This window comes from Flavobacterium sp. (assembly GCF_023151265.1).
GTDB lineage: Bacteria > Bacteroidota > Bacteroidia > Flavobacteriales > Flavobacteriaceae > Flavobacterium.
In genome coordinates, this window is record NZ_JAKLJH010000099.1 from 1 (window position 1) to 10083 (window position 10083).

Annotated in this window: 19 protein-coding genes; all 19 read left to right on the top strand. The window is 34.0% G+C overall.

Translation table 11 applies throughout. The features are described 5' to 3' along the window. A partial coding sequence (rplN, locus tag L6Q46_RS09875) for a 50S ribosomal protein L14 (RefSeq protein WP_291284168.1) occupies nucleotides 1-268 on the top strand: 268 nt, incomplete at its 5' end. Nucleotides 269-279: 11 nt separating this feature from the next. Further along, the gene (gene rplX, locus L6Q46_RS09880) at nucleotides 280-594 is read left to right on the top strand and encodes a 50S ribosomal protein L24 (RefSeq protein ID WP_026725635.1); all 315 of its coding nucleotides are present in this window, start codon (nucleotides 280-282) and stop codon (nucleotides 592-594) included. Nucleotides 595-596: 2 nt separating this feature from the next. After that, nucleotides 597-1148, top strand: coding sequence for a 50S ribosomal protein L5 (gene rplE, locus L6Q46_RS09885; protein WP_291284169.1), 552 nt, complete (start codon nucleotides 597-599; stop codon nucleotides 1146-1148). A 3-nt stretch (nucleotides 1149-1151) separates the two neighbouring features. Further along, a complete protein-coding gene (gene rpsN / locus L6Q46_RS09890) occupies nucleotides 1152-1421 on the top strand; it encodes a 30S ribosomal protein S14 (protein ID WP_014387709.1) in 270 nt (89 codons plus the stop codon). Between the two features lie 105 nt (nucleotides 1422-1526). Beyond that, nucleotides 1527-1925: a 30S ribosomal protein S8 gene (rpsH, locus tag L6Q46_RS09895; protein WP_291284170.1), complete on the top strand. Its 399-nt coding sequence runs from the start codon at nucleotides 1527-1529 to the stop codon at nucleotides 1923-1925. 15 nt (nucleotides 1926-1940) lie between these two features. Beyond that, the gene (gene rplF / locus L6Q46_RS09900) at nucleotides 1941-2483 is read left to right on the top strand and encodes a 50S ribosomal protein L6 (RefSeq protein ID WP_291284171.1); all 543 of its coding nucleotides are present in this window, start codon (nucleotides 1941-1943) and stop codon (nucleotides 2481-2483) included. A gap of 11 nt (nucleotides 2484-2494) precedes the next feature. Beyond that, nucleotides 2495-2845 carry a 50S ribosomal protein L18 gene (gene rplR / locus L6Q46_RS09905; protein WP_026725631.1) on the top strand — a complete coding sequence of 117 codons (351 nt, stop codon included), beginning with the start codon at nucleotides 2495-2497 and terminating at the stop codon, nucleotides 2843-2845. A gap of 6 nt (nucleotides 2846-2851) precedes the next feature. Next, nucleotides 2852-3376, top strand: a complete 525-nt coding sequence (gene rpsE, locus L6Q46_RS09910; RefSeq protein WP_133609610.1) for a 30S ribosomal protein S5 — start codon at nucleotides 2852-2854, stop codon at nucleotides 3374-3376. Between the two features lie 13 nt (nucleotides 3377-3389). Next, entirely contained in the window at nucleotides 3390-3572 is a 183-nt protein-coding gene (gene rpmD, locus L6Q46_RS09915; protein ID WP_026725629.1) for a 50S ribosomal protein L30, read from the top strand. Between the two features lie 12 nt (nucleotides 3573-3584). Further along, nucleotides 3585-4037, top strand: a complete 453-nt coding sequence (rplO, locus tag L6Q46_RS09920; protein ID WP_026725628.1) for a 50S ribosomal protein L15 — start codon at nucleotides 3585-3587, stop codon at nucleotides 4035-4037. 12 nt (nucleotides 4038-4049) lie between these two features. After that, nucleotides 4050-5393, top strand: a complete 1344-nt coding sequence (gene secY / locus L6Q46_RS09925; protein WP_133609616.1) for a preprotein translocase subunit SecY — start codon at nucleotides 4050-4052, stop codon at nucleotides 5391-5393. A gap of 6 nt (nucleotides 5394-5399) precedes the next feature. After that, nucleotides 5400-5615, top strand: a complete 216-nt coding sequence (gene infA, locus L6Q46_RS09930) for a translation initiation factor IF-1 (protein ID WP_008254466.1) — start codon at nucleotides 5400-5402, stop codon at nucleotides 5613-5615. A 10-nt stretch (nucleotides 5616-5625) separates the two neighbouring features. Beyond that, a complete protein-coding gene (gene ykgO, locus L6Q46_RS09935; RefSeq protein WP_002987490.1) occupies nucleotides 5626-5742 on the top strand; it encodes a type B 50S ribosomal protein L36 in 117 nt (38 codons plus the stop codon). Between the two features lie 2 nt (nucleotides 5743-5744). Then, nucleotides 5745-6119: a 30S ribosomal protein S13 gene (gene rpsM / locus L6Q46_RS09940; RefSeq protein ID WP_026725625.1), complete on the top strand. Its 375-nt coding sequence runs from the start codon at nucleotides 5745-5747 to the stop codon at nucleotides 6117-6119. A gap of 11 nt (nucleotides 6120-6130) precedes the next feature. After that, nucleotides 6131-6514, top strand: a complete 384-nt coding sequence (gene rpsK, locus L6Q46_RS09945; protein ID WP_008254446.1) for a 30S ribosomal protein S11 — start codon at nucleotides 6131-6133, stop codon at nucleotides 6512-6514. An 83-nt stretch (nucleotides 6515-6597) separates the two neighbouring features. Beyond that, complete coding sequence (gene rpsD / locus L6Q46_RS09950; RefSeq protein WP_111566949.1) at nucleotides 6598-7203, top strand: 30S ribosomal protein S4; 606 nt, start codon at nucleotides 6598-6600, stop codon at nucleotides 7201-7203. A gap of 21 nt (nucleotides 7204-7224) precedes the next feature. Beyond that, nucleotides 7225-8217: a DNA-directed RNA polymerase subunit alpha gene (locus L6Q46_RS09955; protein ID WP_111566948.1), complete on the top strand. Its 993-nt coding sequence runs from the start codon at nucleotides 7225-7227 to the stop codon at nucleotides 8215-8217. Nucleotides 8218-8279: 62 nt separating this feature from the next. Continuing rightward, nucleotides 8280-8762, top strand: coding sequence for a 50S ribosomal protein L17 (gene rplQ, locus L6Q46_RS09960; RefSeq protein ID WP_026725622.1), 483 nt, complete (start codon nucleotides 8280-8282; stop codon nucleotides 8760-8762). 133 nt (nucleotides 8763-8895) lie between these two features. Beyond that, entirely contained in the window at nucleotides 8896-10005 is a 1110-nt protein-coding gene (gene carA / locus L6Q46_RS09965; RefSeq protein ID WP_291284172.1) for a glutamine-hydrolyzing carbamoyl-phosphate synthase small subunit, read from the top strand. Nucleotides 10006-10083: the final 78 nt, after the last annotated feature.

Below are 10083 nucleotides of genomic sequence, written 5' to 3' on the forward strand. Positions count from 1 at the left end.
TGTTGGTGACAAAATTGTAGTTTCAATTAAAGATGCAACTCCAAACGGAAACGTTAAAAAAGGAGCGGTATCAACTGCAGTAGTTGTACGTACCAAAAAAGAAGTGAGAAGAGCTGATGGATCTTACATCCGTTTTGACGATAACGCATGTGTATTGTTAAACGCTGCAGGAGAAATGAGGGGAACTCGTGTTTTTGGTCCGGTTGCCAGAGAACTTCGTGAAAAACAATTCATGAAAATTGTATCATTAGCACCTGAAGTGCTTTAATTCTTATACAAATGATAAAGCTAAAAATTAAATCAGGAGATATCGTAAGAGTTATTGCTGGAGACCACAAAGGTTCTGAAGGTAAAGTTCTTAGAGTTCTTCGTGAGAAAAACAAAGCGGTTGTTGAAGGAGTTAACATGGTTTCGAAACATACAAAACCAAGTGCTAAAAACCCTCAAGGAGGAATCGTTAAGAAAGAAGCTCCTATTCATGTGTCTAACTTGTCTTTAATTGACCCAAAGTCAAAAGAAGTGACTAAAGTTGGTTTCAAACAAGAAGGAGACAAGAAAGTGAGATTTTCAAAAAAATCTAATCAAGTACTATAGTTATGGCATATATTCCTAGACTAAAAGAAGAATATAAGAGTAGAGTTATTGCTGCTCTTACAGAAGAGTTCGGTTACAAAAATGTAATGCAAGTTCCTAAACTTGAAAAAATTGTTGTAAGCCGTGGAGTTGGTGCAGCTGTATCTGATAAAAAATTAGTAGATTACGCTGTTGAAGAATTAACAAAAATTACTGGGCAAAAAGCAGTTGCTACTATTTCTAAAAAAGACGTTGCGTCTTTCAAATTAAGAAAAGGTATGCCAATTGGTGCTAAAGTAACGTTACGTGGAGAAAGAATGTATGAATTCTTAGATAGATTGATTACTTCATCTTTACCACGTGTAAGAGACTTCAGCGGAATCAAATCAACTGGATTTGATGGTAGAGGAAACTACAATTTAGGAGTGTTAGAACAAATCATTTTCCCAGAAATTGATATTGATAAAGTAAATAAAATTGCTGGTTTTGATATTACTTTTGTAACTTCTGCTGAAACAGACAAAGAAGCAAAAGCATTATTAGTGGAATTAGGATTACCTTTTAAAAAGAATTAAGACATGGCTAAAGAATCAATGAAAGCCCGTGAGGTGAAAAGAATTGCATTAGTAGAAAAGTATGCTGAGAAAAGAAAAGCTTTAAAAGAAGCTGGAGATTTCGAAGGTTTACAAAAATTACCAAAAAATTCTTGTCCAGTTAGAGTACATAATCGTTGTAAATTAACAGGTAGACCAAGAGGGTATATGCGTCAGTTTGGTATTTCTCGTGTAACATTCCGTGAAATGGCAAATCAAGGATTAATTCCAGGTGTTAAAAAAGCATCTTGGTAATTCCAAAAAAAGTTATTACTTTTGCAATCCAAAAAATAAGTTTAATTGGTTAAAGGTTCAATCCGCTGAGGGCGGATTGAAAACCATAACCGCAAATCTATACATATGTATACAGATCCAATTGCCGATTATCTAACGCGTGTTAGAAATGCAGTAAGAGCCAACCATAAAGTGGTTGAAATTCCTGCTTCTAATATGAAGAAAGAGATCACAAAGATTTTATTCGATCAAGGATATATCTTAAGTTACAAATTTGATGATTCTACTGTTCAAGGTACAATCAAAATTGCACTTAAATATGATAAAGACACGAAAGAGTCAGTTATCAAAGATATCCAAAGAATTAGTAAACCAGGTTTACGTAAATATGCTGGTTCATCAGACTTGCCAAGAATCTTAAATGGTTTAGGTATTGCTATTGTTTCTACATCAAAAGGATTGATGACAGGAAAACAAGCTAAGCAATTAAATGTTGGTGGCGAAGTTGTTTGTTACGTATATTAATAAAAAGACGAGACAATGTCAAGAATAGGTAAAAATCCAATTGCAATTCCAGCTGGAGTAACTGTAGAAGTTAAAGATGCTGTAATTACAGTAAAAGGAAAATTAGGCGAGCTTACTCAAGAATTTTCTGATGTAACCGTTAAAATCGAAGATAACCAAGTTATCGTTGAACGTTCATCAGATCACAAAGATGAGAGAGCGAAACACGGACTTTATCGTGCATTAATCAACAATATGATTGTTGGTGTTTCTGAAGGCTTTACAAAACAATTAGAATTAGTTGGAGTAGGATACAGAGCTTCTAATCAAGGTCAAAAACTTGATTTAGCTTTAGGATTCTCTCATAACATCGTTTTAGATGTTGTAAGTGAAGTTGTTGTTGAAACAATTTCAGAAAAAGGTAAAAATCCGATAGTAAAATTATCATCATTCGACAAACAATTATTAGGTCAAGTAGCTGCGAAGATCAGAGGTTTCCGCAAACCTGAACCATATAAAGGAAAAGGAGTTAAGTTTGTAGGAGAAGAACTAAGAAGAAAAGCAGGTAAATCAGCTTAAAAATTAAGACTATGTCATTAACGAAATCTGAAAGAAGACAAAGAATTAAGTTCAGAATCAGAAAGATTGTAAGCGGAACTGCTGCTCAACCAAGACTTTCTGTATTCAGAAGTAATAAAGAAATCTATGCGCAAATCATAGACGACGTAAACGGTACAACTTTAGTTGCTGCTTCATCGAGAGATAAAGAAGTAGCTCAAGGAACTGCTGTTGAAACTGCAAAAGCAGTTGGTAAATTAGTTGCTGAAAAAGCACTTAAAGCAGGTATTTCAACAATCTCTTTTGATAGAGGTGGGTATTTATACCATGGACGTGTGAAATCATTAGCTGAAGGAGCTAGAGAAGCTGGACTTAAATTCTAAGAAATTATGTATCATAATTATAAAAACGTAGAGATTGTAAAACCAGGAGGTCTTGAATTAAAAGACCGTTTGGTGAGTGTAAATCGTGTTACTAAAGTTACTAAAGGAGGTAGAGCATTTGGTTTCTCTGCTATCGTAGTAGTTGGTGATGAAAACGGTGTAGTTGGTCATGGATTAGGAAAATCTAAAGATGTTTCTGAAGCAATCGCTAAAGCGGTGGAAGATGCTAAGAAAAACTTAGTTAGAATTCCTTTACAAGGACAATCTGTTCCTCATGAGCAAAAAGGTAAATTTGGTGGTGCTAGAGTATTTTTAATGCCAGCTTCACACGGTACTGGAGTTATTGCTGGTGGTGCTGTTCGTGCGGTATTAGAATCTGTAGGTGTTCACGATGTATTATCTAAATCACAAGGTTCTTCAAACCCTCATAACGTAGTAAAAGCAACTTTTGATGCTTTATTACAAATGAGAAGCGCTTTAACGGTAGCTAAACAAAGAGGAGTATCTTTAGAAAAAGTATTCAAAGGTTAATCAACAGGAAATCATGGCAAAATTAATAGTAAAACAAGTAAGAAGTAAAATCAATTGTCCTCTTGATCAAAAGAGAACTTTGGAAGCTTTAGGTCTTCGTAAAATGGGACAAGTTGTTGAGCATGATGCAAATCCTGCTATCCTTGGAATGGTAAATAAAGTTAAACACTTAGTTTCTGTTGAAGAAACTAAATAACACTATACAGTTATGAATTTAAGTAACTTACAACCAGCTGAAGGTTCAGTTCACAACCAAAATAAAAGAGTAGGTAGAGGAGAAGGTTCTGGTAAAGGTGGTACCGCTGCACGTGGACACAAAGGAGCTAAGTCTCGTTCTGGATACTCTAAGAAAATTGGTTTTGAAGGTGGTCAAATGCCACTTCAAAGACGTGTTCCTAAGTTTGGTTTCAAGAACATCAATAGAGTAGAATATCAAGGTATTAATCTTGATTCGTTACAATTATTAGTAGATAACGGTGTAGTAACTGATACAGTAGATTTTACTGTATTTGTAGATACTCGTTTAGCTACAAAAAATAGCTTAGTAAAGATTTTAGGAAGAGGTGAGCTAAAAACAAAACTTAAAGTAAGTGCTCACAAATTTACTGCATCTGCAAAAGCGGCTATCGAGGCTGCTGGTGGAGAAGCTGTAACTTTATAATCCTTTAGTAAAATGAAGAAATTTATAGATTCATTCATCAACGTTTGGAAAATCGAAGAGTTAAAAAATCGTATTTTATTAACTCTTGGATTATTATTAGTGTACCGTTTTGGTGCGCAAGTTACCCTTCCGGGGATTGATGCTACTAAATTGACAAATCTTACAAACCAAACTGATGAAGGTATCGGATGGTTAATTAATGTATTTACAGGAGGTGCGTTTTCGCAAGCTTCTGTATTTGCATTGGGTATCATGCCATACATATCAGCTTCTATCGTAGTTCAATTAATGGGAATTGCGGTGCCATATTTACAAAAATTACAAAAAGACGGTGAAAGTGGTAGAAAGAAAATTAACCAAATTACAAGATGGTTAACAATCTTAATTACTTTAGTTCAAGGTCCTGGTTATATCTATAACTTGTACAGAACTTTACCAGGTGAAGCATTTATGTTAACTGGACCAACCTTCATCTTCTCTTCAGTACTAATTTTAGTTACTGGAACTATTTTTGCAATGTGGTTAGGAGAAAAAATTACTGATAAAGGTATTGGTAATGGTATCTCTTTATTGATAATGGTAGGTATTATTGCAAGAATGCCACAAGCATTTATTCAAGAGTTTTCATCTAGAACTTCTCAAGCAAACGGAGGTATTATGATGATTGTAATCGAATTAATTCTTTGGTTCTTAGTAATAATTGCATGTATTTTATTAGTAATGGCTGTAAGAAAAATTCCAGTACAGTATGCAAGACGTACAGTTTCTGGGGATTTTGAAGAAGACATGATGGGTGGTAACAGACAGTTTATCCCATTAAAACTAAATGCATCAGGTGTTATGCCGATCATTTTTGCGCAAGCTATTATGTTTATTCCTGCTGCTGTTTCTGGTTTGGCTAAAGAATCAGATACTGCACTTTCTATTGCAGGAATGTTCAACGATCCATTCGGTTTAGTATATAATATAGTTTTTGCTTTGTTAATCGTAATTTTTACGTACTTTTACACCGCAATTACTGTACCAACTAACAAGATGGCAGATGATTTAAAAAGAAGCGGGGGTTTTATACCAGGTGTTAAGCCAGGTGTTGAAACCGGAGATTACCTAGATAAAATTATGTCATTAATCACTTTTCCAGGATCATTATTTCTTGCTTTAGTAGCTGTGTTCCCAGCTGTTGCAGTAAGTTTACTTGGAGTTCAAGGTGCTTGGGGGTATTTTTATGGTGGTACTTCTTTATTAATTATGGTTGGAGTTGCAATAGATACTATTCAGCAAATAAATTCTTATTTATTGAATAAACACTATGATGGTTTGATGAAAAGTGGTAAAAATAGAAAAGCAGTAGCTTAATTTTTTATGGCAAAACAATCAGCAATAGAACAAGACGGAACAATTATTGAAGCATTATCAAATGCTATGTTTCGTGTAGAGTTAGAAAACGGACACATTGTAATTGCTCATATCTCTGGGAAAATGCGTATGCATTACATTAAATTGTTACCAGGCGACAAGGTTAAACTTGAAATGAGCCCTTATGATTTGTCTAAAGCAAGAATTACTTATAGATACTAAAGCTATTAAAATGAAAGTAAGAGCATCAGTTAAAAAGAGAAGTGCCGAGTGCATTATTGTACGTAGAAAAGGAAGATTATACGTTATTAACAAAAAGAATCCTAGATTTAAACAAAGACAAGGATAATTATGGCAAGAATTGCAGGGGTAGATATACCTAAACAAAAAAGAGGAATCATTGCTTTAACATACATATTTGGTATTGGTAGAAGCAGAGCTAAAGATATTTTAGCTAAAGCTCAAGTGAGCGAAGACAAGAAAGTTCAAGATTGGAATGATGACGAGATCGGAGCAATTCGTGAAGCGGTATCTTATTTCAAAATTGAAGGAGAATTGCGTTCAGAAGTTCAATTAAACATCAAACGTTTAATGGATATCGGATGTCAAAGAGGAATTCGTCACAGAGCTGGACTTCCATTAAGAGGTCAAAGAACTAAAAACAACTCTAGAACTAGAAAAGGTAAGAGAAAAACTGTTGCTAACAAGAAAAAAGCAACTAAATAATAAGTAATAATATGGCTAAAGCAACAGCAAAAAAACGTAAAGTTATCGTTGAATCTTCGGGAGAAGCACATATTAATGCTACTTTTAACAACATCATCATCTCGTTAACAAACAAGAAAGGTGAAGTTATTTCTTGGTCTTCAGCTGGTAAAATGGGCTTTAGAGGTTCTAAAAAGAATACTCCTTATGCAGCTCAAATGGCAGCAGAAGATTGTAGTAAAGTAGCTCTTGAAGCTGGACTTAAAAAAGTGAAAGTTTATGTGAAAGGTCCAGGAAATGGTAGAGAATCTGCTATTAGATCAATCCATAATTCAGGTGTAGAAGTTACAGAAATCATTGATGTAACTCCAATGCCTCACAACGGATGTCGTCCTCCGAAAAGAAGAAGAGTATAATTTAAGTATAACACGGGTAGGTTTAAAATTATCGAAGGATATAGACCTGAATTCATAATTCCTACCTTTTTTAATTTTTTAAAATGGCAAGATATACTGGTCCAAAAACAAAAATTGCTCGTAAATTTGGCGAAGCAATCTTCGGAGATGATAAAGCCTTCGAAAAAAGAAATTACCCTCCAGGGCAACATGGTTTAGCTAAAAAGAGAGGTAAAAAATCTGAATATGCTGTTCAGTTAATGGAAAAGCAAAAAGCTAAATATACTTACGGTATTTTAGAAAAACAATTCAGAAACTTATTCAAAAAAGCATCTGCTGCTTCTGGAGTAACAGGTGAAATCTTATTACAATTATGTGAAGCTCGTTTAGATAACGTAGTTTACAGAATGGGTGTAGCTCCTTCTCGTAGAGCAGCTCGTCAAATTGTATCTCACAGACATATCACTGTTAACGGTGAACTTGTTAATGTACCTTCTTACCACTTAAAAGCTGGTGATAAAGTTGCTGTACGTGAAAAATCAAAATCTCTTGAAGCTATCGAGCGTTCTTTAGCAAGTTCTTCTCAAGTTTATGAGTGGATTACATGGAATAATGATACTAAAGAAGGTACTTTTGTTTCTGTACCTCAAAGACTTCAGATTCCAGAAAATATTAAAGAACAACTAATCGTTGAGTTGTATAACAAATAATAATTGACTTTAGTCGAAAGTATGGCAATATTTAATTTTCAAAAGCCCGATAAAGTTATCATGATCGATTCTACGGATTTCGAAGGTAAATTTGAATTTAGACCTTTGGAACCTGGTTACGGATTGACTGTTGGTAATGCACTTAGAAGAGTTTTGCTTTCTTCTCTTGAAGGATATGCAATTACATCAGTAAGAATTGAAGGTGTAGAACATGAGTTCTCTACCATCTCTGGTGTGGTTGAAGATGTAACAGAAATTATCTTAAATCTTAAACAAGTACGTTTCAAACGTCAAATTGAAGATATCGATAACGAATCTGTTTCTATCGCTCTTTCTGGAAAAGATAAAATTACTGCAGGTGATTTTCAAAAATTCATCTCTGGTTTTCAAGTTTTAAATCCAGATTTAGTTATCTGTAATTTAGACAGCAAAACATCTATCAACATGGAACTTTCTATCGAAAAAGGTAGAGGATATGTTCCAGCTGAAGAGAACAAAAAATCAAACGCTCCAATAGGAACTATTTTTACGGATTCTATTTACACACCAGTAAAGAACGTAAAATATTCTATTGAGAATTTCCGTGTGGAACAAAAAACAGATTACGAAAAATTAGTTTTTGAAATCATTACAGATGGTTCTATCCATCCTAAAGATGCATTAACTGAGGCAGCTAAGACGTTAATCCACCACTTTATGTTGTTCTCTGATGAAAGAATTACTCTTGAGGCAGATGAAATTGCTCAAACTGAGTCTTATGACGAAGAATCTCTTCACATGAGACAGTTATTGAAAACTAAATTAGTTGATATGGACTTATCTGTTAGAGCATTAAATTGTTTAAAAGCGGCTGAAGTTGATACATTAGGTGATTTAGTTTCTTTCAACAAGAACGACTTAATGAAGTTCCGTAATTTTGGTAAAAAATCATTAACTGAATTAGATGAGTTAGTGGCAAATAAAAACCTTACTTTCGGTATGGATTTAGCTAAATACAAGTTAGATAAAGAATAATTGCTTCATATTTTGCGCTCCTATAAAGGATTGATGCAAGATGAAGATAAACAAAAGACGTCATGAGACACGGAAAAAAATTCAATCATTTAAGTAGACAAAAAGGACATAGAGCTGCAATGTTAGCTAACATGGCTTGTTCTTTAATCGAACATAAACGTATCAACACTACTGTTGCTAAAGCGAAAGCTTTAAAACAATTTGTTGAACCATTAGTTACAAAATCAAAAGAAGATACTACTCACAACCGTCGTATTTGTTTTTCTTACTTAAGAAACAAATATGCAGTTACAGAACTTTTCAGAGAAGTTGCTGCTAAAGTAGGTGACCGTCCAGGAGGATACACTCGTATCATCAAGTTAGGAAACCGTTTAGGAGATAACGCTGATATGGCAATGATTGAGTTAGTAGATTTCAACACATTGTACAATGGTGGTAAAAAAGAAGTTAAGAAAACGACTCGTCGTGGAAAAGCTAAAAAAGCTGAAGGTACTCCTGAAGCTCCAGCAGCTGAAACTTCTGAAAATACTGAAGCTACAGAATAATCATGAAACCATTCATGTAAAAATAATAAGGATAGACTTTTTTAAGTTTATCCTTTTTTTTTGGTTTTACGAATCAAACAGTTGAAAAAAACAACTTTTATAACTAAATTTGCACCCACAACAACACAACGCAATGAAATACAACAATCGTTCTAAAGCCGTTTTACTTCTTAAAGACGGCACTATTTTTCACGGAAAATCAATCGGAATTGAAGGTGTTACTTTTGGTGAAGTCGCTTTTAATACGGGAACAACAGGTTATCAAGAAATTTTTACAGATCCTTCTTACTTCGGGCAAATCATGGTTACCACCAATGCGCACATTGGAAATTATGGTGTAAACGAGAAAGAAGTGGAATCAGATTCAGTGAAAATTTCAGGATTGGTTTGTAAAAACTTCAGCTTTAATTATTCACGCGAAGATGCTACCGAAAGTTTGTTTGATTATTTAAGCAAACAAAATCTTATCGTAATTTCGGATGTAGATACTAGAGCATTAGTAAGTTATATTAGAGATAATGGTGCTATGAATGCGGTTATTTGTACAGATGGAACTCCAATTGAAGAATTAAAAGAAAGATTAGCACAAGTTCCAGATATGAATGGTTTGGAATTGGCTTCTAAAGTTTCGACAAAAGAGCCTTATTTCTTTGGTGAAGAATCGGCAAAATATAAAATTTCGGCCTTAGATTTGGGAATCAAAACTAATATTCTTAGAAATTTAGCTAAGAGAGATTGTTATATCAAAGTTTTCCCATACAACGCTTCTTTTGAAGATTTGAAAACATTCAATCCAGATGGTTATTTCTTATCAAACGGACCTGGTGATCCAGAGCCTTTAGAAACCGCTCAAGAAGTGGCAAAACAAATTTTAAACGAAAATAAGCCATTATTCGGAATTTGTTTAGGACATCAAATCATTGGTTTGGCAAACGGAATTTCAACCTACAAAATGTTCAATGGTCACCGTGGAATTAATCACCCAGTTAAAAATGTAATTACAGGAAAAGGTGAAATTACCTCTCAAAATCACGGTTTTGCTATCGTGAGAGAAGAATTAGACAAACATCCAGATTTCGAATTAACACATGAACATTTGAATGATGGAACTGTAGCTGGAATGCGAATGAAATCAAAAAACTGTTTCTCAGTGCAATATCACCCAGAAGCAAGTCCAGGACCACACGATTCTAGTTATTTATTTGACCAATTTATCGAAAACATAAAAACTGCAAGCAACTAAAACGTTATCGTTTATAAGTTTTTTGAGTTTTTCAATATCATTATAGTTTAAATTATAAATTTGTTATTATTCACAAGA

Bases quoted from the DNA above. Each gene is read 5' to 3' on its own strand.
- rplF (WP_291284171.1), top strand. From the start codon at position 1,941: ATGTCAAGAATAGGTAAAAATCCAATTGCAATTCCAGCTGGAGTAACT.
- ykgO (WP_002987490.1), top strand. From the start codon at position 5,626: ATGAAAGTAAGAGCATCAGTTAAAAAGAGAAGTGCCGAGTGCATTATT.
- carA (WP_291284172.1), top strand. From the start codon at position 8,896: ATGAAATACAACAATCGTTCTAAAGCCGTTTTACTTCTTAAAGACGGC.
- rpsD (WP_111566949.1), top strand. From the start codon at position 6,598: ATGGCAAGATATACTGGTCCAAAAACAAAAATTGCTCGTAAATTTGGC.
- rplX (WP_026725635.1), top strand. From the start codon at position 280: ATGATAAAGCTAAAAATTAAATCAGGAGATATCGTAAGAGTTATTGCT.
- rpsE (WP_133609610.1), top strand. From the start codon at position 2,852: ATGTATCATAATTATAAAAACGTAGAGATTGTAAAACCAGGAGGTCTT.
- infA (WP_008254466.1), top strand. From the start codon at position 5,400: ATGGCAAAACAATCAGCAATAGAACAAGACGGAACAATTATTGAAGCA.
- rpsN (WP_014387709.1), top strand. From the start codon at position 1,152: ATGGCTAAAGAATCAATGAAAGCCCGTGAGGTGAAAAGAATTGCATTA.
- rpsK (WP_008254446.1), top strand. From the start codon at position 6,131: ATGGCTAAAGCAACAGCAAAAAAACGTAAAGTTATCGTTGAATCTTCG.
- rplR (WP_026725631.1), top strand. From the start codon at position 2,495: ATGTCATTAACGAAATCTGAAAGAAGACAAAGAATTAAGTTCAGAATC.
- rpsM (WP_026725625.1), top strand. From the start codon at position 5,745: ATGGCAAGAATTGCAGGGGTAGATATACCTAAACAAAAAAGAGGAATC.
- rplQ (WP_026725622.1), top strand. From the start codon at position 8,280: ATGAGACACGGAAAAAAATTCAATCATTTAAGTAGACAAAAAGGACAT.
- rpsH (WP_291284170.1), top strand. From the start codon at position 1,527: ATGTATACAGATCCAATTGCCGATTATCTAACGCGTGTTAGAAATGCA.
- secY (WP_133609616.1), top strand. From the start codon at position 4,050: ATGAAGAAATTTATAGATTCATTCATCAACGTTTGGAAAATCGAAGAG.
- rpmD (WP_026725629.1), top strand. From the start codon at position 3,390: ATGGCAAAATTAATAGTAAAACAAGTAAGAAGTAAAATCAATTGTCCT.
- rplE (WP_291284169.1), top strand. From the start codon at position 597: ATGGCATATATTCCTAGACTAAAAGAAGAATATAAGAGTAGAGTTATT.
- L6Q46_RS09955 (WP_111566948.1), top strand. From the start codon at position 7,225: ATGGCAATATTTAATTTTCAAAAGCCCGATAAAGTTATCATGATCGAT.
- rplO (WP_026725628.1), top strand. From the start codon at position 3,585: ATGAATTTAAGTAACTTACAACCAGCTGAAGGTTCAGTTCACAACCAA.